This is a genomic window from Pelagicoccus sp. SDUM812003, from assembly GCF_031127815.1.
In the GTDB taxonomy this organism is placed as follows: Bacteria; Verrucomicrobiota; Verrucomicrobiia; order Opitutales; family Opitutaceae; genus Pelagicoccus.
This window is the reverse complement of sequence record NZ_JARXHY010000002.1, coordinates 1-23,444: the sequence shown is the minus strand read 5'-3', so window position 1 is coordinate 23,444 and position 23,444 is coordinate 1. Positions and strand designations below refer to the sequence as shown.

Sequence of the window (23,444 nt, the reverse complement as noted above, 5' to 3'; positions counted from 1 at the left end):
CGGGGCTAGACTTCAAGTTTACGAAATTGCCTCCAGTATATTGGCGTGCCCCCGTTTTCGGGGGTCATGCAAAATTCAGTTCTTGGACCCTTTTATTCGCGTACGGGCTATGAAGAGCCGCGCGAATGTTTCACCCTCGGCTCCGCCGGCAGACGGCTGGGGCGCGGGCTTGCTGCTGCCTCGCTAGCGCTGGGCGCACTTACCAGTTCCGCGTTCGCCCTCCAGGCGCAGCTTTCGTGGACCGACAATTCAGACAATGAAAGCGGCTTCAATGTGGAGCGATCCGTCGAAGGCGGCGATTGGTCGCTGATCGGCACTACCGAGGCGGACGTCGCCGTGTTCGTGGATTCGAATGTCGAGTCTGGCACGAGCTACGCGTATCGAGTGAACGCCTACAATGAATTCGGCAACTCCGGCTTTACCAATGTAGCGACCTTCTACGACAATCTAGCCCCGACCGTGAGCGCGTTGAGCGACATCACGATCGAGGAAAACGAAACCTACGGACCGATTTCGTTCACGATCGGCGATGTCGAATCTGAAGTAGGCGATCTGATTGTAAGTATTCATTCGGATAATACAACTGTGGTTGACAGCAGCGGACTTGTTCTGGAAGGAACGGGATCGACGCGCACCTTGACCATCACCCCTTTGGCCAACCAGTCCGGTACCGCGATCATCACCGTGAGCGTTGACGACGGGGAGGATGTTTCCATTTCCCAGATGTCGGTTTTGGTCAATGAGTACGTGGCGCCAGCGATCGACCTGGCCGTGTCGTTTGTTGGAAACGGAGCTCGCAGCGGCGAAGCGTTCGAGGTCAGCATCAGCTCTTCCGATCTTTCCAAGTTCTCCAGCGTGAGCTACACGCTCGATGGCGAGGCGGTAGGCAGCTCTTCCGACGCTCCGTTCGCGATCAGCGTGACCGCTTCCGAAGGCGCCCGCACGCTCGCCGCGGTCGCTCAAGCGGCGGGCAACGATGCCACCTCCACGGATTCTCAGGTCATCAACGTGGGCTCGGCTCCAACCGATTCGCAGCTCGTGGATGGCATGCGTGACGTGTCGACGGACCATAGCTCCCCCAATGGTTCGGTCAGCTACGACCTTGCCAGCGACAGCTTCACGGTGACGGACGACCTCGGGGTGATTGGCGGAATCTCTGATTCTCATCGCTACTATCACGCCCTGGTGTCGGGAGATGTCGATGTACGAGTCCGTCTCGCCTCGCTCGACGCGGCTTCTGGCGAAACGGTAGCCGGCATCATGCTGCGCTCCGCTCTCTACGGACGCTCCGTCCAAAGCTCCTTGCTGGTCGCCGCGGATGGATCGATCGAATACCGGTCGCGGGAGAGTAGAGCAGGGCAGACGAACGCGCAGACGCTCGACGCGGCAGGTTCTTCCTACAGCTACCTGCGCATGAAGCGGGTAGGCTCGAACGTGACGCTCTTTGGCTCGGCAGATGGAAGCACGTGGACGGAGCTCGCCTCCGACAGCGTCGAACTGGGCGAACCGTATTTCGTCGGTCTAGCTCTCGCTGGCGGCTCCAGCAGCGTATCCACCGCGGTGTTCGACAAGTTCGAAATCATCGGGGCTATCCAGGATTGGCCAGCGGACGCTTCCGCGCCAGCGGTTCCGAGCAGCCTCATCATTACGAACGTGAATTAAGCAGTTTAGCAATAGGACAATATCTTGAAGGGAGGTCTGTTGGAAGGCCTCCCTTCTTCGTTTTCCAGCGACCGCAGGATAGGGACGCTCTCTAGCTGGCGTAGGTGAAGGCGCCTGTTTTCACGTGGAGGGCTGGAGTTGCGCCGCCAGGTGACGTTGTCCGAATGCGAGCGCTGAGGCGCAGCCCACGACGAGCAAGTCGTCGCTCGGATGGTGACCGGTTTCACCTGTGGGCTTGCTCGGAAGCGTAATTGGGATCAAACCCGCGTTTCTCCGGTCATTGACCTTTCGCCTAGATAGCCTCCCATCAACAACATGAAACAGATATCGACAATGAAAACGATCACCTCCGCACTCTGCGCTTTTCTCGCTCTATCGCTGGTAAGCTCGACCTTCGCCGCCAAGAAACGGGTGCTCGACGCCAAGATCGACGAAGCGATCGAGGAATTCTATGAACACACCAGCGCCGGCAAAAAGCTGGCCAAGGACGCGGAGGCGATGCTCGTTTTTCCAAGCGTAGGCAAGGCCGGGATTGGCATCGGCGGCGAATATGGCGAGGGCGCCTTGATCATCGACGGCAAGAAGGTCGAATACTACAGCACCGCCAGCGCTTCGATCGGATTTCAGCTCGGCGTGCAGAGCCGACGACAGATCCTGCTCTTCCTGGACAAGGCCGCGTTGAACGCCTTTCGCAACAGCGAAGGATGGGAAGTGGGCGTCGACGGCAGCGTAGCCATCGCCAATATCGGGGCGGGCGGCGAAATCGATACCAAGACCATCAACGAGCCCGTGGTGGCGTTCGTTTTCGGCAACAAGGGCCTCATGTACAACCTCTCCCTAGAAGGCTCCAAGCTGACCAAGATCAAAAAGTGAAGCTGCTCCTGGCTGGCCCTCCTGGAGGCGGCTAGACTGAAGCGTTCACAGGGAAAAACTCGCTCGCCGCTCGTTGGGCACGAAGAGGCGGGCGATTTCTCTTCATTTTAGGATTGCATCAAAGTGCATCTTAAAAGAGGGTGGCCGATGTTCAAGGAGAGGTCGCTCTCCGCTTGCTAACCCCGAATTTTCCATGCCCGTGATTACAACAAGCATCCGAGATCGCGATCAGGCCGAGCTGGCCGAAGCGAACAATCCGTCTCCCAGCGGACCCTTCCGAGACATTGGTGGGGAGCGCTTTTATCTGATCGAAAAGGTTGATCAAATGCCGCCGTTTCTGATGAATCTCGTCAGTTCGTCCGATCAGTGGATGTTCCTGGGCAGCAACGGTTCGGTGACGGCGGGGCGACGCGACCCCGACAATGCCTTGTTCCCCTATGTCACTCAGGACAAGCTTTTCGACACGTGGAACGTGACGGGCAGTGTGACCGCCATCCAGGTCGACGAGAGCGGAAAATCGGCGCTCTGGGAGCCGTTCGCTTCGATTGTATCGGAAAGCGGGATACAGCGAAACCTCTACAAGAACGGTCTCGGCACCAAAGCGCGATTCGAGGAGACGCATGGCGAGTTCGAGCTTCGCTTCATCTACGAATGGACGTTCAGCCCCAGGTTCGGTTTCGTTCGCAGCGCCGTGCTGGAGAACCTCGGCTCTCAGCGGAGGAGACTGCGCGTGCTCGATGGACTCCAGAACCTGCTGCCCTACGGCCTCGATCAGGCTTTCGTCAATCAGTTCAGCAACCTCGCGGACGCCTACAAGAAGGGCGAGTGGATCGAGGATGCGGGCATAGGCGTCTACTATTTGAGTTCGATTCCTACTGACAAGGCCGAGCCGAGCGAAGGGCTCAAAGCTACGGTCGCTTGGAGTCCGCAGCGGGATGGGGCGAAAACGCTGCTGTGCAGCGAGCAGCTTCGCGCCTTTCGGGAAGGGAGGAGCCTGCAGGCCGAGGCGGACATCCGCGGGCGACGCTGCGCCTTCCTGCAGGAGCGGAGTTTCGAGCTTTCTGGCAAAGGTTCGCGAGAATGGAAAATCGTGACCGACATCAATCAGGACGCTTGCGCCATCGAGGCCTTGCGTAGGCGATTGGCTACGGGCGAACTCGCTGCTCAGGCGGTTGACGACGATATCGAGCGCAACGCCCGAGCTTTGGTGAAGAAGATCGCGAGAGCGGATGGCCTGCAGAAAAGCGGAAACGCCTTGCGCGATTTGCGTCACCAGTCCAACGCGTTGTTCAACATCATGAGGGGCGGCGTATTCGATGGTGGATACGAAATCTCGGTTGCCGACTTCGAAAAGCACCTGCTCCACTGCAATCGCAATCTCTGGACGGAAGTGCGCGAGTCCCTGAGCGAATTAGGCGATCGCTGCTCGCTGTTCGCCTTGCGAAACTGGCTGGAAGGGCAGCGTTCCGACGACCTGACGCGTATCGGGCGAGAGTATTTGCCGCTGAGCTTCAGCCGCAGGCATGGAGATCCGAGCCGGCCGTGGAATCGATTCTCAATCAATACCGAGGACGAAGACGGAAACCCGATCCTCTCCTATCAGGGAAACTGGCGCGATATCTTTCAGAACTGGGAGCCGCTAGGGTATTCGTTTCCCGGATACCTCAAGGGCATGATATCGCGCTTTCTCAACGTGTCGACAGCGGATGGATACAATCCGTATCGCGTCACGAGGGACGGGTTTGACTGGGAGGTGATCGAACCGGACGAGCCCTGGTCGAATATCGGGTACTGGGGAGACCATCAGGTGGTATACCTGCTCAAGCTGCTCGAAGCGTCCGAAAAGTTCTTCCCAGGGGAATTGGCTAGGAATTTCGGCGACGAGTCCTACGTGTATGCGCATGTCCCTTACAAGATTCGCAGCTTCGAGCAGATCCTCGCCGATCCGCGCTCGACGGTGGACTACGACGAGGAGGCGGCGGAGGAACTGCTATCGCTCGCGGATACGATCGGGTCTGACGGCAAGCTGCTCAGAGACGCGAATGGCCATGTGGTCTCAGCCACGCTACTGGAGAAGCTGCTGGCTCCTTTGCTTGCGAAACTCTCGAATTTCATACCCGACGGCGGCATATGGATGAATACTCAGCGGCCGGAGTGGAACGATGCCAACAATGCTCTGGTGGGCTACGGCGTGTCGGTGGTCACGCTCTGCTACACCTATCGCTACGTGAACTTCCTCGAAGGGCTGCTTGAGGGTAGAAGACCTGAAGACGGCTGCCAACTGAACGCTTTGCTCGCCGAACAGCTGGCTTCCCAGTCGCGCATTTTCGAGGCGTACGCCACCGACCTGGACAAAGGCTTCGATGCGAAGCGCCGCTTCGCTCTGATGCGTGAGTTGGGAGAAAGCTCCAGCGCCTTCCGATCCGAGCTTTACGGAAAGTCGTTTTCCGCGGAACGACAGCGGTTCGCATTCGACTATATTTCAAACTACCTCTCGATCGCGAAGCGATTCCTGGCGGCCAGCATCGACGGAGCTCTGAGGGACGATGGCTTGGCCCAGTCCTATCGCTTGCTTTCCTTTGACGCAGCCGCGCAGGAGGCCGCGATCGAGGAGCTGCCGGAAATGCTGGAGGGGCAAGTAGCCATGCTTAGTTCGGGACGCTTGACCTTGGATCAAGTGGATCGTTTGGCGCATTGTCTCAGAAAAAGCGCCCTGTATCGCGAGGACGTTCGCAGCTACATGCTGTATCCAGACAGGCAACTACCTCGCTTTTTGGAGAAGAATCGACTTTCACCGGAGCAGGTGTCGAAAAGCCGATTGCTGAGGCAGCTCGCGGAAGATGGAGAGAAACGTATCTTGAAAAAGGATACGAACGGAGACTTTCGCTTCAACGGAAGGTTTCGCAACAGCGCGGACTTGAGGGAGGCCTTGGCGGCGCTGAAGGGCGAGGAGGATGTATCGTTCGAGGCGCAGGAGATCGAAGATTGCGTCTCGGTATTCGAGGAGGCGTTCGATCATCGACGGTTCCTCGGCCGCTCTGGCACCTTCTTCGCCTACGAAGGGCTGGGCAGCATCTATTGGCACATGGTTTCCAAGCTTATCCTCGCCCTGCAGGAGAATTGCCAACGCTTCGCCGACCAGGCTGACGGCGGCGCCTATCGGCGCCTAAAGGATGCCTACTACGAAACGCAGGCGGGACTTGGGTTGGACAAGTCCGCTCGAGCCTACGGAGCCTTTCCCATCGACGCCTATTCGCACACGCCACGCCATGCCGGAGCTCAGCAGCCGGGAATGACCGGGCAGGTGAAGGAGGACTTGCTGGTCCGATGGCGCGAATTGGGAATCGCCTTGGAAGAGGGACGCATCTCCTGCAAGCCCGAGCTGCTGCGGGAGGACGATTTTCTCTCTGAACCAACGGAGTTCACGTACGTCGCAGCAAATGGCAGCTCGCGCAGTGTGACGATACCGGCAGGTTCGTTTGCTCTGACGCTCTGCCAGTGCCTTTTCATCGTCACCAGAAGCGGTCGACGAATGGTCAAGGTATTCGCGTCGGATGGCGCGACAGATGAGGTCGAGGGGGCTACCTTGGACAGCGACAGAAGCGCCTCTGTCTTTCGACGAGAAGGGACTATCGAGAGAATCGAATTCATCATTTAGTTTTCGCCCGACCGCCGTCTCGATTCTTTGGGGCTTCTAGAGGATCGCGTTCGAACCGGAGCCGATCCCGGCGCGATCGGTAGCGCCGGCGCTGCTGGTGGCGCTCTAGGGTAGCCGGAGCTCGGCGGGGCGAGCTTTCATACTGTAAGCGTCATCCGACAGGCTTCTCTCAAAGAAAGGGGTTGCCGCGTTCTTGGGCGCATAGCATGGTATCGCTTGTGCGTCGGTTCGCGCGTCAGCGCGTGCCTGATCGCATCGCCAAGAGTGCAGAGGTTCGGCAGGGAGTCCCTTCCTTCAGAGGGTTCCTGGCCGTATCCAGATTCCAAGGAGGAAAAAATGAGCATCGCAGATCGATTTTCACTGAAAGGAAAAACGGCTCTCGTCACGGGCTGCAAACGCGGTATCGGCTTCGGTATGGCGGAAGCGCTTGCCGAGGCGGGAGCGGATATTATCGGGGTATCGCAGAGTCTCGAAGCAGAGGGGAGCGATATCGAAAAGGCGGTCAAGGCTCTGGGTCGATCGTTCGTCGCGTACCAATGCGACTTCAGCGAGATGGCTGCAGTGAAATCCTTCGCCGCCAAGGTGGTCGAAGAACAAGGCGTGCCGGACATCCTGATCAACAACGCTGGAACGATCCGCCGGGCTCCCGCAGCGGAGCACCCAGATGACGACTGGGACAAGGTTATCAATGTGAATCTCAACGCTCAGTGGTATCTTTCGCGAGAGATTGGTCGTGGAATGGTCGAGCGCGGGAGCGGAAAAATCGTATTCACCGCGTCACTACTTACGTTTCAGGGAGGAATCATGGTTCCTGGATACGCAGCCAGCAAAGGCGCGATCGGACAGCTGGCGAAAGCTCTTTCCAACGAATGGGCGTCCAAGGGCGTGAACGTGAACGCCATCGCTCCCGGCTATATCGCTACGGACAATACCGAGGCGCTGCGGGACGACCCGGAGCGTGGCGAGGCTATATTGAAGCGCATCCCGGCGGGCCGCTGGGGAGAACCTGAGGACTTCAAGGGGCCCACCGTTTTCCTCTGCAGCGAGGCGGCGAGCTACGTGAACGGAGAAGTCCTGGTTGTGGATGGTGGTTGGATGGGCCGCTAAGCCAGGTAGAAGTCGTTTTTCGTTTTCGAACGGTAAGATTCACGTCGAATGGGCCGGATTTGCTGGCCTCCACGTCCCACATCGGCAGGCTTAGGCCACCTTAACCCCTCATACCCTAAAGTTGTTATGGATTTGAAAAAATGCGTTTTCGCAACCACCGCCTTATTCGCTCTTTGCTCGTTTGCTAACGCCGCGCCCGATCTCAAGAGGCAGCAGGTCGAAAAAACGCTGCTCAAGACCGCCGACTGGCATCTGGAGAATCCCGTGGAGTGGCTAGGCATCCGTTGGTGGCACCAAGCTCCCTATTACGATGGCCTTCTGGCTCTTTCAAACGCTACCGGCGACCCCAAGTATTTGGCCCACGTGATCGACTACGGCGAACGAGCGGGCTGGACCCTCTCCAATCGCCCGTATCACGCCGATGACCACGCGGTCGGCCACGCTTGGCTGGATATCTATATGATGGATACGGACAAGGCATATCGTATGCAGCCGAGCCAGAATGTGCTGGATTTCGTGGTCGCGAATCCGCTGCAGGAGGAACGCTGGTTTGGCGAAGGCGAGTGGGACGATCGCATTGTGGATCGATGGACTTGGTGCGATGCCCTATACATGTCGCCGCCCACGCTGGCGCGCTTGTGGAAGATCACCGGCGATGAGAAGTATCTACGTTTTATGGACTACGAGTATCGTGTGACGTACGACGAGCTCTGGGATCCTGAGGAAAAGCTCTTTTTCAGGGATTCGCGCTTCATTGATCAGCGCACTGAACGTGGCAAGAAGATCTTCTGGAGTCGCGGAAACGGTTGGGTGTATGGCGGACTTGCCTTGCTTCTCGACGTACTGCCTGAAGACGATCTTTCCTATCCGTTTTATGAAAACCTCTTTCTGGAGATGACCGAAGGTGTTGTCGCGGCGCAGCAACCGGACGGGTTGTGGAGACCGAGCTTGCGAGACCCGCAGCAAGTGAAAACTGGCGAGGCGAGCGGCACTGGATTTTTCGTCTACGGTCTAGCTTGGGGAATCAACCGTGGACTGCTTGACCGCGAGACCTACTGGCCGAACGTGGTCAACGGTTGGAACGGCTTGAAGACGCGTATCCAAAGTTCGGGCATGGTGGGCTACGTGCAACCAGTTGGTTTCGACCCGCGTGACAACATTTCGGCGGAGGATACTCAGGCCTATGGCGCCGGCGCGGTATTGCTGGCTGGTTCGGAGATTCTCAAAGCCCTGGGAGCCAAACCGAAAAAAACCATCAGCGAACTCTATGGCGAGGCCCAGAAGATCGTGGATTCTGGAAAGCTGAACCGCCCCGTCGGAGCCTACATCGTCCCGCGACGAGCCGATGACGTGGCTTGGGAAAACGACAAGATTGCCTTCCGCGCCTATGGGCCGGCTCTTCGCGAATCGACGGAAGACAGCGGCATCGACGTATGGACCAAGCGCGTTTCCGAACCGATTGTCAGAAAGTGGTACGAAATGGAATTTGCCGGAGAGGGCAGCTACCACCAAGACTCGGGCGAAGGCTACGATGCCTTCAAGGTCGGCGCCTCGCGTGGCTGTGGAGGCACCGGAGTGTGGTTCAGAGGCGACTTCTATACCGCGAACGTCTACAAGGCAGTGCATGTCAAAAACACCGAGCCAGGCTACCTTTCGCTGTCGCTAGAGTATGAATACGATATCGACGGCCGAAACCTGCGCGAGTTCAAGACGATCTACTTGGAGGAAGGTTCCTACCTCTGCCAGGCCCGCTCGCATTTTCAGGGCGACGAAGAGGTCCTCGATGAAATGGAGGTTTCGGTCGGATTGGTGGCACAAGCTCAAAATGCCAGCATCACCACGGGTGGAGAAGCCCTTTCCTTGTGGGACAGTATGGATGGCTACTGGCTGGCGACCGGCGTACGTCTGATCTCCGGTTACGAGGCGGGTTCGGTGCGCTATCAGAAGCAGGCTACCGAGCACGGCGATTCCCTCCTGACAGCGAAGCTCGACGGACGGGATCTTGAGTTCGCCTTCGGCTTCGCCTGGGAGCGACACAGCGATTTCGAGAACGCAGAAGATTGGCATGACTATCTGAAGACTTTCGAGACCTCGGAGAATGCAAGAGTCGCTATCAACGGCGGACCGTAGCCTGAAGTCGGCCTGCAGGCGAATACGCAAAAGCTGCTAAGCCCGTACGCAATTAGTGACGGCTTGGGCGCTGACGTTGACTCAGCTTCACAACTGCCATGGTTTGTGATTTATCGTTAACCCCGATTCCATGAATTCCTATCGCTCTCTCGTTGGCAGTCTTGCGCTGCTCTGCTTCCTGTTTGGCCAATCTTCCGTTTTCGCGGAACGCGTTCGCATGCAAATCGATGATGGATGGCGATTCGCCCTAGGCCACGCCACCGACAGGGATCAGGATTTCGGCCATGCGAAGGGCTACTTTTCATATCTGGCGAAGACCGGATATGGCGATGGTCCAGCGGATCCCGCTTTCGACGATCGCGCTTGGCGCACGCTCGACCTGCCGCACGACTGGGCGGTCGAGATGGGGTTCGATGCCTCGGCGAGCTACAGCCATGGCTTCAAGACGGTGGGGCCCGGTTTTCCGGAAAGCAGCGTCGGTTGGTACCGCCGAGAGATCGACATTTCCCAAGACGACCTTGGAAAGCGGATACGCATCGAATTCGGTGGGATCTATCGCAATGCAGCGGTCTTCGTTAACGGGTTTTTCGTGGGGCAGGAGCCGAGCGGCTTCGTTTCTCAGAGCTACGATATCAGCGAATACCTGAACTACGGCGGAAAAAACGTCGTCGCCGTGCGGGCCGACGCCAGCATGGAAGAGGGTTGGTACTACGAGGGCGCGGGCATATATCGCCATGCCTATCTGCTGAAAACCGATCCGCTGCACGTTGCCCGCTACGGGACTTATGTGACGACTGAGCTTCGCGGTTCGAAGGCCACCGTTTCCGTGGAGACCACGATCGAGAACGAGTATTTTGACGACAAGCGTTTTCGGGTGAGCCAGTCTATCCTCGATGCTTCTGGAAAGGAAGTCGCTCGCGCCAAGTCCGGCAAGGAGACGCTCGCCGCGGGAGAGACGACGACGATTTCGGATACGCTCTCCCTTACGAAACCCCGTCTTTGGGATTTGGATACACCGCATCTCTATACGCTTGTCACTGAGGTCTTGGACGAGTCCGGGAAATTGTTCGATCGCTACGAGACGACCTTTGGCGTGCGTGAAATACGTTTCGATCCCGATGAAGGCTTCTTCCTCAACGGCCGCTCTGTGAAGCTAAAAGGAACGAACAACCACCATGACCACGCTGGAATCGGGGCCGCTTTGCCCGACGCCATGCAGGATTTTCGTATCCTCAAACTCAAGGAAATGGGAAGCAACGCGTATCGAGTTTCCCATCACCATGCTTCGCCGGAACTCCTCAAGGCCTGTGATCGCCTAGGCATGCTGGTGATCGATGAGACGCGACTGATGGGCATCAACGAATACCACCTGGAGCAGCTCGAGCACTTGATCCTGCGCGGTCGCAACCATCCCAGCGTGATCGTATGGTCCATCGGAAACGAGGAATGGGCGATCGAGGGTAACATTCTCGGAGCCCGTATCACCCAGCGCATGCAGGATTTCGCCCAGCGACTTGATCCTACGCGCCCGATCACCGCTGCGATCAGCGGAGGGTGGGGCGGAATTTCGACCGCGGTCGAAGCCATGGGGGTCAACTACATTCGCCATGGCGATGTCGACAAGCAGCACCGCGAGTACCCCAAGCAGATCATCATCGGTACTGAAGAAACGACTACGCAGCAGACGCGAGGCATCTACGTCGAAGACGCGAGCCTGGCCCACCAGCCGCCAAAGGAAGATGGGTCCTCAGGTGGAAACGCCGAGCTTGGCTGGCGATTTTACGCGGAGCGCGACTACACCGCTGGGGTGTTTTTCTGGACGGGATTCGACTATCGCGGTGAGCCGACGCCTTACGAGTGGCCAGCGGTCCTCTCGCAGTTCGGCATTCTGGACAACTGCGGATTCCCGAAGGATGGTTATTTCTACCTGAAGGCGTGGTGGTCGGATGAACCGGTTCTGCACATTTTTCCGCATTGGAACTGGCCGGGACGCGAGGGTGAGAGCATCGAAGTGCGGGCTCACTCGAACTATGACGAGGTGGAGCTCTTCGTGAACGGGGAATCCCAAGGACGAAAGAAAATGCCGCTTAACGATCATCTCGCATGGGAGGTCACTTACGAACCCGGCGAATTGAAAGCGGTCGGCTATCGAGATGGAGAAGCGGTTGAAGAAACCCTACGCCGCACGACTGGCGAGCCTGCGGCGCTCGAGCTGGTCGCGGATCGCTCCACCATTACGGCGGACGGCAAAGACCTCGCAGTGATCGAGGTCCGCATCATCGATGAAAGGGGAGACATCGTGCCGGTCGCCGACAATATGGCTTGGTTCGAGGTTGACGGACCGGGGGAGATCATCGGCGTCGGAAATGGAAATCCCTCCTCTCACGAGCCCGATCGGTTCGTGCCCGAAGCGTCCATGATTTCACTGGGAGGCTGGGAGGCTCCCGCCGCTTCGGTGACAGATCAGCCCGTAGTCTACGAAACGCGATTCGACCGACCCGACTTGGCAGGCAATCAGAGCGCCCGACTGCTGATCTCCGCGATCGGGCAGGATCAGCGAGCCGTGCTCAATGGTGAAACGCTCTACGAAGGAGCGAGCCGAGAGCAGGCCACCGTGGACCTCGATTTGCGCGGTATCGGTTTGTTGGACACAGGAAACGTGTTGCGCCTCGAGGCGAAGCCATTCCGCGAATGGAGCGAGCGTGAGAACGTGGCAAGTTTCCCGCCAGCTTTTATCGGGGTGATGACCGAGCCTGAGCAGTACCGTCGAAAGGCCTTCAATGGCTTGGCTCAAGTCATCGTGCAAAGCACGGGCGGCCAGGGCGAAATCGTGCTCAAGGCGACTGGTGACGATCTTGCCGCAGGTCAGATCGTCATTTCTGCCGAGTAGAGATCTAGTGGCTCGATTGCGCCCGTCGTTGCTCTTCTCCGATTTGTAAAAAACCTTACTGGAAGAGGGGAAAACGTCTGACAATCGCCAGCGATACAGGTGGGCTTGGGCTCTACTCCTGATCCCGCTATGCTAAATCGCTTCATCTTGTCTCGCACCCCAGTCGTTTTCGCATGCTTGCTGCTCGCCGGCCTCGCGCTTTTTTACCCCTCCGCGAATGGGGCCGAGTGGGTTTCCGATACGGAAACCGACGACGCGTTCCCTTTGGTAGCAGCCAATCAGAGCGCCCTGCTGGCGTATTCCGATGAGGATGCGGAGGTGGTTTCGATCGCGGCGCGCGATTTCGCCCAAGACGTCCGTCGCGTGTCGGGGGTGGCGTTGCGGACCGAAACCGGAGCCCAGCGTGCGAACGCCGTATTGTACGTAGGCACCTTGGGGCGTTCTCCAGTTATCGATGCGCTGAAGGAAGCGGGGAAAATCGATGTGAGCGAGCTCGATGGAGCGTGGGAGTCGTTTCTTATCGTCTCGATCGATCAGCCGGAAAAGGGAGTTGAAAACGGGCTCGCAGTGGTGGGAAGCGATCGACGAGGCACAGCCTATGGACTGTATGAGCTCAGCCGAGCGATCGGCGTTTCCCCTTGGTACTGGTGGGCCGACGTTGCTCCTCGGCAGATGAGTGAAATTTGGATACGGAAGGGCGTGCGTCGATTCGGTCCGCCATCGGTCAAGTACAGAGGTATTTTTATCAACGACGAAGACTGGGGGCTTCATCCTTGGGCGAGCCGCAACTTCGAAAAGGAGCTAGGGGATATAGGACCGAAAACCTACGAGCGCGTGTTCGAGCTGATGCTTCGCCTGAAAGCGAACACGCTCTGGCCGGCGATGCACGAAGTAACGAAGGCCTTCAACTTGTATCCGGAAAACAAGGTCGTAGCGGATCGCTACGCCATCGTGATGTCCTCCTCTCACGCGGAGCCCATGCTGCGAAACAACGTTACCGAATGGACCGCCCCTAAAGGGGACTACAACTACGCGACAAACCGAGAAGGCGTTTCGGCCTACTGGGAAGAGCGACTCAAGGAGAATGGCGGCTACGAGAACGTTTATACGCTTGGGATGCGCGGCATCCACGATTCCGGTATCACCGCTGGAGAGAGCGTTGAGGATAAGGTAGCCCTTCTGCAGCGGATCATCGAGGACCAGCGCCAGCTCTTGCAGAAGCACGTGGATCGGAACGTCGAGGACGTGCCGCAGGTGTTCACCCCTTACAAGGAGGTTCTAGAGCTTTATCAGGCGGGATTGGAGGTGCCGGATGACGTGACTATCGTGTGGCCGGATGATAATCATGGATACATACGCAGATTTCCCAACGATGCGGAACGTATGCGGAGCGGAGGGTCGGGCGTTTACTACCACTTGTCCTATCTCGGCTCGCCCATGGCGTATCTCTGGCTATACAGCATACCGCCCGCATTGGTTTGGGAGGAGATGAACAAGGCTTATCGTCTCGGGGCTCAGGAGTATTGGATCGCCAACGTAGGCGATATCAAACCGGGCGAAATCGGCATGGACCTTTTCCTGCAGATGGCCTGGGATATCGATCGTTGGAATCTGGATACGTTGCCCGACTTCCTCTCCGATTGGTCTGAGCAAACCTTTGGAAACGCTCAGAGCGAATTGATCGCCGCAGCGTTGGAGGACTACTACGAGCTAAATTTCCGCAGGAAGCCCGAGCACCTGCAATGGTGGTTGCCTCATCGACGAGCTCAGGGGAGCCCTTTGACGGAGTCCGAAATCCGCGACCGATTGAGCGCCTTCGATGCCATGGTGGCCAAGTGCGAGGAAGCAAAATCGAACGTGGACCATGACAACCGAGACGCGTACTTCCAGCTGGTGGAGTATCCGATCAAGGCCTCGGCCTTGGCGAACCGTCGATATTTCCACGCGGAGCAATACGGCAGGCTCTTCAACGCGGATCCTGAGGCGGCGAGGATTCATGGCCGCTTGGCTCGCGACGCGGATGCGGAGCTGAACGAGTTGACCCGCTTTTTCAACGAAGAGATCGCTGGTGGAAAATGGCGTTTCATGATGGCGGAGGAACCCGCCGACAACATGTGGCGCTCCTACCGATTGTCGCCCGTGATTCTGCCCGAACCCTCGTTGGTGGCAGCTGGCGAAATTAGCGAGCGAACGCGGGCCGCCTTGCCGATCCGCGGCGCTCGATCCGATGAGTCGACGCGACCGGAGGTGCAACGCGAGGCGGAATCCTTTGACGCATCAGGCAACGTCCAGTCGGCCAGTTGGCGAGTGATTCATGGGCTAGGGCGCTCGGGCAGCTCCATTTCCGGATTTCCGGTCTCGTGGCAGAGCCTTCGCAAGGAGGATGAGCTGCGAAACGCTCCGTACGTCGAATACGCCTTCGATGTGTCTAAATCGGGCGAATACACCTTTTATGTCGACCTCGTGCCCACCTTTCCGGTCAAGGAAGGAGCTAGCCTCCGGCTGGGTCTGCAGATCGACGATGGCGAGCCGCGTCTTCTGAGCGTGAACCGCACCTCGAAGGAAGGAAACTGGAGCGATGAAGTGCTCGCGGGAGCAGCAGGCCTTCGTTGCCAGGTGACCATCGAGGAAGCGGGAGATCATCGGCTGAGGCTCATTTTGGTCGATTCCGGCGTGGTGGTGGACAAGTGGGCCCTGCATGCTGGCGAGCTATCTCCAAGCTTCCTCGGTCCAGCGTCAGCTGGGCGAGCTCCGTAGGTCGATCGTTGCCCGCACTGATCGTCCCCCCCTCGCTGGCAGCGGCGCGGCGGGAGTTGGCTGTCTTTCAAAGCCCGTTGGTCAACGTCTAGTCGCGCCTCCCTTCAAATCGAAGGACGCCGCAGCGAGTTTGTGGTTTCTTGAGATTCCCCAGCTTTCGAGCAGCTCTGAAGGTTCTTTGACCTAGCTTTGTTTCATTCTACAGGAAACGATGGTTTTTCCTGGTACTCGATCACCTGCCCCCAATTACCCCCCCTTGCATTATGAAGCGTTTTTCTACTGCGTTGTTTTTTCTCGTATCGTGCTTTCTGCCGATTGTTTCGATCTCCTGGCTGGAGGCGAGCTCTCCAGTCGACTCGCCGCGAGAACGGATCTCGATCAACGCCGATTGGCGATTCATGAAGTACGATTCCGTGGAGGAATCGGATAGGCTCATTTACGACGTTCGACCCGAGGTGACCGAAACGGAGGACGGAAAGCAGGCTGATGCCGAGCCGACCGAAGCGATAGGGGTGGAGGCGAAGCAGCCGGTGCTAAAGGAGTGGATCCTTCCCTCAGCGAATCCGTTTATCTCGGACCCGAAGCAACGACACGCCCGACCGACCGGAAAGAGCCCGGGGAGCGAATTTCCGTTCGTCCAGGATGGATTTGACGACAGCTCGTGGGAGAAGGTCACGCTGCCGCATGATTGGGCGATCAAAGGACCATTCATGGAGGGAGACGAGGCGCCTGTCGGCGGCGGTATGGGGCGCTTGCCCAGTCCCGGAGTCGCTTGGTACCGCAAGGACTTGGAGATTCCGGCTTCCGACGAAAGCAAAAGGATCTTCCTCGATATCGACGGAGCCATGTCCTACGCCATGGTCTGGCTAAACGGTGAGCTCGTCGGCGGGTGGCCTTATGGTTACGCCTCGTTTCGACTCGACCTTACACCTTATGTCAATTTCGGCGGGGCAAACCAGCTGGCGATTCGCATCGACAATCCTCCACATTCCTCGCGCTGGTACCCTGGAGGCGGCATCTATCGAAATGTCTGGCTCACCAAGACAGCCCCCCTGCACGTGGCTCACTGGGGCACCTATGTGACCACTCCTGAGGTCTCCCACGCCAAGGCCAGGGTAGAGCTGGAGGTCGTATTGGAAAACGATTCCCAGAGGTCCGCCAAAGCCAAGGTAGAGACCGCGCTCTACGCTTTGGACGGCATGGGTCGCGCGGAGGGCGATGCGGTCGCCATGTTTCCCTCCTTGGAAGTGCAAATCGGTGCGGGTGGGTCTCAAACCGTGCAGGGATTCGTAGATATAGAAAACCCGCGTCTCTGGGGACCGTACGCCACGCAAAGCCCCAACCGCTATCTGGCGATCACCACGGTAAAAGATGGGAAGAAGATGGTGGATCGCTATGAGACGCCTTTTGGCATTCGGAGTATCGAATTCGATGGCAGGAAAGGTTTTTTCATCAATGGAGAGCCAGTCGAATTCAAGGGCGTCAACCAGCACCATGATTTGGGGGCGCTCGGGGCGGCGTTCAACGTGCGAGCGGCCGAACGCCAACTCGAAACGCTGCAGGAGCTCGGCTGCAACGCGGTGCGCATGGCGCACAACCCACCAGCCCGCGAGTTGCTGGAGCTGTGCGATCGCATGGGAATCCTCGTGATCAACGAGATCTACGACGTCTGGGAACGCAAGAAAACCCCTCTCGACTTTCATCTGATCTTTCCCGATTGGTCCGAGCCAGATCTGCGGGCATTCCTGCGCCGAGACCGAAATCATCCGTCGGTCATCATGTGGAGCATCGGAAACGAAGTAGGCGAGCAATATACCGGCGAAGACGGCGCCGCTGTGGCGCAGCGACTGCACGAAATCACCAAGCAGGAGGATCCGACTCGTCCGACCGCTGCTTCGTTCAACTTCGCCAAGCCGCATATGCCGATCACGGCAGTGATGGACTCCATAACCTTGAACTACCAGGGGGAGGGCATTCGCAACGCACCCGCTTACGCCCACCTGAAAGGGATCAATACGCCGCCGCTGTATCCTGACTTTCATGACAAGTATCCGGATAAGTTGATTGTCAGCAGCGAAAACGCGGCTGCTGTGAGCTCGCGTGGCGAGTACCTGTTTCCCGTCGCTGAAGGATTCAGCGCTCCAGTCGCCGATGGGGCGGGGGGCGATCCGCAAACCGCTCACGTTAGCTCGTACGAGCTCTATACCGCGCAGTTTGGATCCTCCGCCGACAAGGTTTTCCGGTCGCTCGACAGGCATCCTTACGTCGGCGGCGGCTTCGTATGGAGCGGCTGGGACTACCTCGGCGAGCCGACGCCCTACTATTCGGCTCGAAGCTCCTACTTCGGCGTCATCGATCTGGCTGGCTTCAAGAAGGATCGATTCTATCTCTATCAGTCGTATTGGCGGCCGGACTACCCGATGGCCCACATTCTGCCGCACTGGAACTGGCGTGGTCGCGAAGGAGAGGTCACGCCGGTGCACGTGTTCACTTCGGGAGACGAAGCGGAGCTTTTTCTCAATGGTCGATCCCTAGGCCGAAAGATCAAAGGCGAGTTCGAATACCGACTGCGATGGGATGATGTCGTCTACGAGCCAGGCGAATTGAAAGTGATCAGCTACAAGAACGGCGAAAAATGGGCGAGCGCGGAGGTCAAGACAACCGGTCAGCCCGCGCTTCTTAAGGTGAAAGCGGACAGAGCGATCATCGAAGGAGATGGCGAAGACCTATCGTTCGTTTCGGTAAGCGTCCACGATGAGCATGGAAACTTCGTGCGAAACGCTAAGACTCCGCTGAGTTTCAGCATCGAAGGTCCCGCGGAGATCGTGGCGACCGACAACGGCGACCCGACGAGTATGGTCGAGTTTCAATCGACGGAACGAGAGGCTTTCAATGGCCTATGCCTTGCTATCGTGCGGGGAAAACCAGAGGCGAAAGGAATCGCCACTTTGATTGTGGAAGCGGAGGGAATGACTCCGGTTTCCGCCGCGATACAGTTCAAGTAAGCTCCGTGACTTCGGAGAGAGTCGCGTGCGGGTAGCTCCTCCGGATTGCGTTTTCCATGAAAAATCTCAAATAGTATCCAAAATATCTTACAATCTTCTGATTGCAAACGTTCTCGGCGCTCGTCTCAATACATCGAGACTCAAGAACCCCGACCTTCTTTAGCTGATGACTTTAAGACCACTCTACGCGCTTTCGCTAGCGGTTGCCCTCCTTGTGATGGGGCAGTCTTGCGCCCATCTCGAAATGGCGAATGCGCAACAGCCGATACGGCTTTCCGCTACGGATCCCAAAATCGAATACAGCGGTAGATGGGAAGTTGACGATGAGGGCAGAGTGCTCGTGGGATACAGTGGAGCGAGAGCGCGTCTGCGCTTTGAGGGTACCTCCCTAACGGTCCTGATCGACGATGACTCTGGTGAGAATTACGCTCAAGCCTGGGTCGACGGCGAGCGTCAGCCTAAGTTTCGACTCGATAGCGAGGATGGACGCTACCTTATCGCCGAAGGGCTTGCCCCCGGCGAACACACCGTGGAGATTATGCGCATCACCGAGTGCTTCCTCGGGTTGACCCGTTTCGGTGGTTTCCTACTGCCAGCGGGCGGGGAGGCTCTGGAATGGGGCTCCCAGAACGACCGGAAGATCGAGTTTATCGGCGACTCGATCACCTGCGGATACGGAGTGGAAGTGGATGACCCGAGCGAGCCATTCAAGGCGTCCACGGAAAACTTCTCGCTGGGGTACAGCGGTTTGACAGCGCGGGCGCTTGATGCGGATTTCCTCGTGGTATCGCGCTCCGGAATCGGCATGGTGAGAAACTACGATGGCCCGAGAGAAGGTAGCGAGAATACGATGCCTGACGTGTATCCAAATACCTTTTACCTAAATGATCGCTACCAATGGGATTTCGAAAGATTCGTACCAGATGTCGTTTGCATAAATCTGGGAACCAACGATTTTAGCACCACAGGGGTCGATGCTGAGCGTTTTGTTTCGTCCTATGTGGATTTCGCGGCGAAGGTTCTTGAACGCTACGACGATGCTCAACTTGTCGTGCTTCAGGGACCGATGAACAACCACCCTGAGCTGAGAGCAGCTTTGGAAAGCGTGCTCGCCAAGATAACACCGATCGCCCCGGATCGAATCAGCTTCCTCGAGCTTTCCGCTCAGGGTTCCGTCGGATTTGGAGCCTCATATCATCCGAATCGCGCCCAGTCACGCATCAATGCTGCGGAGCTGACCGCATTTCTCTCCGATCTTATGGGCTGGGAATAGGCTTAGGCAGTCGTTCCTTGGGCGAATGGATCGATCGAGCAGTAGCACGACTGTGTGTTTGTTCTTGGAGATATTGTATCCGGATTTTCATGACGAGGAGCTATCTGGAACAGCGCTAGTTGGATCGTGAACCCGAACGCCCGCTCAAGCTGGTAACCGCTGCTAGAATGAGGATCATGCCGACGATCTGCGGTCTGGTCAGGTTTTCATTCAGAATCAGCACCCCAAATACTGACGCGGAAATTGGCTCTATCGTGGCGACTATCGAGGCTACGGATGGCGCGGTTCGCTTGAGCCCGACGACATAGAGAATAAACGATACGCCCGCCCCAAGCGTCCCCAGAGCTACGAATAGAATCCAATTTGCAGAACTGAATGCGACGAGGAGTCGATTTCCCTCCGCTGGCCCAAAGAGGGTTACGACCACTACCGAGAATGCGATTGTGAGAATCGCTTGGGCGCTGCCGTGCGATGAAGCGAACTTGAAACTAAGAATGAAGACAGCGTAAGAAAGCCCTGAAAGCAGTCCGGCGCCCGCGCCTAGAAGTGACAACTCCTCTGGCGAGATACTGTAGACGCGCGTGAGCAATACGATCCCAAAGATTACAATGCCTATAGAAGCCCATTTGATCGGTGTTGGACGCTCCAGCTTAAGGGCGAAAGAAACGAGGAAAACGAAGACTGGGGCGCAGTACATGAGGGTAGACGCTACTGCGACGCTCCCTTCCGATATGCTAAGGAAATAGAATGCGAAGTTGCCTGCAACCCCTACGCCGGCCATTGCCGACCAACCCCAGAGGCGGAGGTCTTTCATGCCGTTTTCGGATGGCCGTAGCGTCAGCCATACGACGAAGAAAAGAAGTCCGATCGAAGCGCGAAGTAGAGCGACTACGAACGCATCCCAACCGCGGGACATTAGCATTGCTGCAATGCCGCCTGACAGACCCCAGCAAAGAGCCGCTAGCGCTACAAAAACCGTATTCATCATTCCCCTTCGTCTCAGGCCGCACCAACTGGCATACACGACCTGTCTTGGTTTGCGAGCATTCTCATCGGTAGCGTCAGTTGCGTTTTACCCTTCATCGACAACACAACATCGAAGTGTCCTCGAAACGGCCTCCACCGAATGAACTGAAAGACGAAGGATGTGACCTGAAAAATTAGTCTGGAACGCGTTGGACGCTTACTTTCTCAATTCGTTTTTGTAAAGTTGTGAATGTCTGATTCTCTATTTTTGCTCTAGCTCTCCAATCAGCTTTGCGAATTGTGATCGTAGCAATGACTTTCTAGAAAAGAAAAGTCAGGCCTAGAAGGATGACAACCAAGACATTGATGATCGATCCGAATTTCGCGTCAGCCCAAGAAGTAAGGATCACAATCTGTGATAGCAATGCCGCGAAAAGGGCAGAGAGCTTCCAGATTTCAAGATTCAATACCAAGAGTGTCGCTGAAAGGAGAAAGATGACAAATGTCAGTAGCCATACCAATCCCTGTTTTTTGGTGACAGGGAGATTAAGTTCTTTCAACTCAGCGTATTCAAACGCCTTGACGAAACCAAGCAAGTGAATCGTGCCATGAATCACGAGGATGATGACACTAGAGGCTTTAAGTATTGTATTCATCTTACAATCACGTTTTGGATGCGAAGGCCTCATGGAGTTCACGCGAGTCGGCAAACACGGAGCGCTGGCTGGATTTTGTATGGACTGACTGATTCGTGCTCATTCCTTCTTCAAGCTCCAGCCTGGCATCTGAAAAAACTCCACTCTCAACTCGGTGTTCTTCGATCCGCCGTCGCTGACTGTCACGACTCGGTCGTCCATCACTTCTGCGACTTTTTCGATCATGATGCCGCTGAAGTCTCCTTCGTCACCAACCCAGTGTTTCCATTCGCAGTAGTATGAATCTCCTCTCACGCTCCATTCACCTGTGGCGTAATTATGGTAGGTGACACTCGGGTCCGTTGGATCGACTTCTTCCATAACGATTTCGAACGACCTGTCAGGCTTTCGATCAATCTCCCATTTTAGTCTTTCCTTGCTGCCCGCCCACTTGCCAAGAAATAGTTTCTCAACCGAACTAAGCCCTTCCGGCAATTCAGAATGATCTGAAACATAGCCAGAAGTGAGGCACCAGCAAAAGGGAAGTAGTGTGACTGCGAGATACGCCACCATCGCTGTACCGGTATATTTTGTCATAATTCTTCGAATTTGGAAGCCATACGCGTAGTCAGCGCGAAGCGTCGTCCGGAAATCGATGGAATGACTAGTTAGGGCAGGCTTCTTTCTTCCTTGGTTGGATTCCTTCTTAGTTTTTATATTGCCCGTTGTGGCCCACGACTGGCTTTATCGCTCAATTTGATCACCTGTGGTGATGATCCCGGTACCCTCTGCACTATCCCTTTGGCTTCCAAATCTAGCTTCACCGTTGTTGTGTACCAGCTTGCGGAGCCAAGCTCCTTCATCACTTCATCGCCTATCAGATTCTCGACTAGACCAGAGAGCTCCGAAAACCTGACTCCAGAGTTGGCCCTCGCGCTTAGGATTTTGATGATCGCGGCGGAAATACTTTCGTATTTCCATTTCAGGATTCGTGTGGGCTTCTTACCTGGGGTAGGTGTGGAGCACTGTACTTTTACGGTTTCGTGTTTCATCGAATTTTATATTTAGATTAAATATCTAGCATATAAGCCATAAGAGCAGGTCTGCGCGGAGCGCTGGCAGGAGTTTTATGAGACGACTGGCTAGACCATTTTATTGTTTTGCTGTGACAAGTTTTGCTGCGAGTCCAACGAATACAAATCCAGCAATACGATTTATAAACTTTTGAGCGCGCTCTGATTTTTTAAATATTTCATGGAGTAGCCCCGATAGGGTAGAAATGGTTCCAAAGATAATGAATGTAGCCACTATGAATAGTGCTCCTAAAGCTAACACCTGGAGTGAAACGCTTCCTCTGCTCGGGTCTGTGAACTGTGGTAGAAACGCTAGAAAAAATATCGAAACCTTTGGGTTTGTGATATTCATGACTATGCCACGAATATATAGTGTCTTTGTTGTTGCTGAAGGCTTCATTTCATCCTTCATGCGGTGTTCTGAGGATTTGAACGCTTTCCAGGCGAGATAGAGCAGGTAAACACCTCCGAAAATTTTTAGGGCTGTGAACGCAGTAGCAGATGTCTGAAATATCACGGCGATCCCGAGCGCCACGGCTATGCTATGTACGATTAGTCCAGTACATAGTCCTAGAGTAACGACTATTCCAGATTTTCTTCCATGCATGGCAGCTTGAGACATGACAAACAGATTGTCGGGACCGGGAGTTACTGCGAGAATTGCTGAAGTAGCCAGGAAGGCTAGCATTACGCTTGTTGTCATTTTTCTATTTTTGTATAAGGTCGATCTGATACGCGAGGGCCTAGAGGCCCGTAGAGAAAGAGTAATGGTAGATTTCAACTTGCTGCGTCCACAACTCGGGGCGCTTGGCCCGAGTTGTATCGAACGACTTGTTCGACTTTCTTTTTATTTCCATATTTCCCACCATTTCTTCTCTTTTTCCTCTTTAGGTTCGACGCAAATAACCTGTTTGGCTTCGGGTGGAACTGAACCGTATCTGAAAGGTAGAATGTCTAGAAAACGTCCTTCTCCGAAAAGCATCTGAATCTTAGGCCCCGACTCTTCTAATACTTCTTTGACATCGTAACTTTTCTTCAATCCGAGTACCAACACCTGTGACGCTTCTTCGTCGCCAAGAATGTAACACTGTGGTAAATACGCCTCATGGATTCCCTCGGTTTGGTTGATGACTTGTCGAATCTCGTCAACCATAACTTTGCCAATCGGCTTTGCTGGGGAACCAAACAAAATCTGGGTTCCTGCGGTTATCTTTCGTTCATTCATTTTTCGTCGAACGTGAAGGTCATACGCGATAGCACAGAAACCGTTGTGCTGGAAGTTGTGGAGATATGTCCTTGCTGCTGCCACAACTCGGGCGATTGGCCCGAGTTGTATGGACCGACTTCCATGAGAAGGCACTGCAAGTTAATAATATAAAGGAGTTCACGACTTTTGTATATCAAGTCATCTGGGT

General features: G+C 56.0%; 15 protein-coding genes. 9 read left to right on the top strand and 6 right to left on the bottom strand.

Annotated elements, in window-relative coordinates:
* Positions 1-66 precede the first annotated feature (66 nt).
* From QEH54_RS02405 to QEH54_RS02365, 9 genes are all read left to right on the top strand, one after another.
* Positions 67-1,662, top strand: coding sequence for a hypothetical protein (locus tag QEH54_RS02405; protein ID WP_309017021.1), 1,596 nt, complete (start codon positions 67-69; stop codon positions 1,660-1,662).
* 333 nt (positions 1,663-1,995) lie between these two features.
* Positions 1,996-2,535, top strand: coding sequence for a YSC84-related protein (locus tag QEH54_RS02400; protein WP_309017020.1), 540 nt, complete (start codon positions 1,996-1,998; stop codon positions 2,533-2,535).
* A 193-nt stretch (positions 2,536-2,728) separates the two neighbouring features.
* A complete protein-coding gene (locus QEH54_RS02395) occupies positions 2,729-6,193 on the top strand; it encodes a hypothetical protein (protein WP_309017019.1) in 3,465 nt (1,154 codons plus the stop codon).
* 342 nt (positions 6,194-6,535) lie between these two features.
* A complete protein-coding gene (locus QEH54_RS02390) occupies positions 6,536-7,300 on the top strand; it encodes an SDR family oxidoreductase (protein WP_309017416.1) in 765 nt (254 codons plus the stop codon).
* 126 nt (positions 7,301-7,426) lie between these two features.
* Positions 7,427-9,430: a glycoside hydrolase family 88 protein gene (locus tag QEH54_RS02385; protein WP_309017018.1), complete on the top strand. Its 2,004-nt coding sequence runs from the start codon at positions 7,427-7,429 to the stop codon at positions 9,428-9,430.
* 130 nt (positions 9,431-9,560) lie between these two features.
* Complete coding sequence (gene galA, locus QEH54_RS02380; protein ID WP_309017017.1) at positions 9,561-12,320, top strand: beta-galactosidase GalA; 2,760 nt, start codon at positions 9,561-9,563, stop codon at positions 12,318-12,320.
* Positions 12,321-12,449: 129 nt separating this feature from the next.
* A complete protein-coding gene (locus tag QEH54_RS02375; protein ID WP_309017016.1) occupies positions 12,450-15,077 on the top strand; it encodes a glycosyl hydrolase 115 family protein in 2,628 nt (875 codons plus the stop codon).
* Between the two features lie 263 nt (positions 15,078-15,340).
* Entirely contained in the window at positions 15,341-18,082 is a 2,742-nt protein-coding gene (gene galB, locus QEH54_RS02370; protein WP_309017015.1) for a beta-galactosidase GalB, read from the top strand.
* Between the two features lie 166 nt (positions 18,083-18,248).
* Positions 18,249-19,355 (top strand): SGNH/GDSL hydrolase family protein, encoded by a 1,107-nt coding sequence (locus tag QEH54_RS02365; protein ID WP_309017014.1) that lies wholly within the window; start codon positions 18,249-18,251, stop codon positions 19,353-19,355.
* 115 nt (positions 19,356-19,470) lie between these two features.
* Here the strand turns inward: QEH54_RS02365 and QEH54_RS02360 are convergent, their stop codons facing one another.
* The 6 genes from QEH54_RS02360 to QEH54_RS02335 all read right to left on the bottom strand — a co-directional run bounded on the left by QEH54_RS02360 (position 19,471) and on the right by QEH54_RS02335 (position 23,254).
* Complete coding sequence (locus QEH54_RS02360) at positions 19,471-20,340, bottom strand: DMT family transporter (RefSeq protein ID WP_309017415.1); 870 nt, start codon at positions 20,338-20,340, stop codon at positions 19,471-19,473.
* Positions 20,341-20,641: 301 nt separating this feature from the next.
* A complete protein-coding gene (locus QEH54_RS02355) occupies positions 20,642-20,977 on the bottom strand; it encodes a hypothetical protein (RefSeq protein WP_309017013.1) in 336 nt (111 codons plus the stop codon).
* A 99-nt stretch (positions 20,978-21,076) separates the two neighbouring features.
* Entirely contained in the window at positions 21,077-21,553 is a 477-nt protein-coding gene (locus tag QEH54_RS02350; RefSeq protein WP_309017012.1) for a hypothetical protein, read from the bottom strand.
* 116 nt (positions 21,554-21,669) lie between these two features.
* On the bottom strand, positions 21,670-22,008 hold the full coding sequence (locus tag QEH54_RS02345) for a hypothetical protein (protein WP_309017011.1): 339 nt from the start codon (positions 22,006-22,008) through the stop codon (positions 21,670-21,672).
* A gap of 100 nt (positions 22,009-22,108) precedes the next feature.
* Positions 22,109-22,732, bottom strand: coding sequence for a LysE family translocator (locus QEH54_RS02340; protein ID WP_309017010.1), 624 nt, complete (start codon positions 22,730-22,732; stop codon positions 22,109-22,111).
* A gap of 144 nt (positions 22,733-22,876) precedes the next feature.
* Positions 22,877-23,254, bottom strand: coding sequence for an enhanced serine sensitivity protein SseB C-terminal domain-containing protein (locus tag QEH54_RS02335; protein WP_309017009.1), 378 nt, complete (start codon positions 23,252-23,254; stop codon positions 22,877-22,879).
* Positions 23,255-23,444 lie beyond the last annotated feature (190 nt).

Coding starts and splice junctions, on each gene's coding strand:
- QEH54_RS02345 (WP_309017011.1), bottom strand. CDS start 22,008: ATGAAACACGAAACCGTAAAAGTACAGTGCTCCACACCTACCCCAGGT.
- QEH54_RS02360 (WP_309017415.1), bottom strand. CDS start 20,340: ATGAATACGGTTTTTGTAGCGCTAGCGGCTCTTTGCTGGGGTCTGTCA.
- QEH54_RS02405 (WP_309017021.1), top strand. CDS start 67: ATGCAAAATTCAGTTCTTGGACCCTTTTATTCGCGTACGGGCTATGAA.
- QEH54_RS02365 (WP_309017014.1), top strand. CDS start 18,249: ATGACTTTAAGACCACTCTACGCGCTTTCGCTAGCGGTTGCCCTCCTT.
- QEH54_RS02340 (WP_309017010.1), bottom strand. CDS start 22,732: ATGACAACAAGCGTAATGCTAGCCTTCCTGGCTACTTCAGCAATTCTC.
- QEH54_RS02395 (WP_309017019.1), top strand. CDS start 2,729: ATGCCCGTGATTACAACAAGCATCCGAGATCGCGATCAGGCCGAGCTG.
- QEH54_RS02350 (WP_309017012.1), bottom strand. CDS start 21,553: ATGACAAAATATACCGGTACAGCGATGGTGGCGTATCTCGCAGTCACA.
- QEH54_RS02335 (WP_309017009.1), bottom strand. CDS start 23,254: ATGAATGAACGAAAGATAACCGCAGGAACCCAGATTTTGTTTGGTTCC.
- QEH54_RS02400 (WP_309017020.1), top strand. CDS start 1,996: ATGAAAACGATCACCTCCGCACTCTGCGCTTTTCTCGCTCTATCGCTG.
- QEH54_RS02355 (WP_309017013.1), bottom strand. CDS start 20,977: ATGAATACAATACTTAAAGCCTCTAGTGTCATCATCCTCGTGATTCAT.
- galA (WP_309017017.1), top strand. CDS start 9,561: ATGAATTCCTATCGCTCTCTCGTTGGCAGTCTTGCGCTGCTCTGCTTC.
- QEH54_RS02375 (WP_309017016.1), top strand. CDS start 12,450: ATGCTAAATCGCTTCATCTTGTCTCGCACCCCAGTCGTTTTCGCATGC.
- galB (WP_309017015.1), top strand. CDS start 15,341: ATGAAGCGTTTTTCTACTGCGTTGTTTTTTCTCGTATCGTGCTTTCTG.
- QEH54_RS02385 (WP_309017018.1), top strand. CDS start 7,427: ATGGATTTGAAAAAATGCGTTTTCGCAACCACCGCCTTATTCGCTCTT.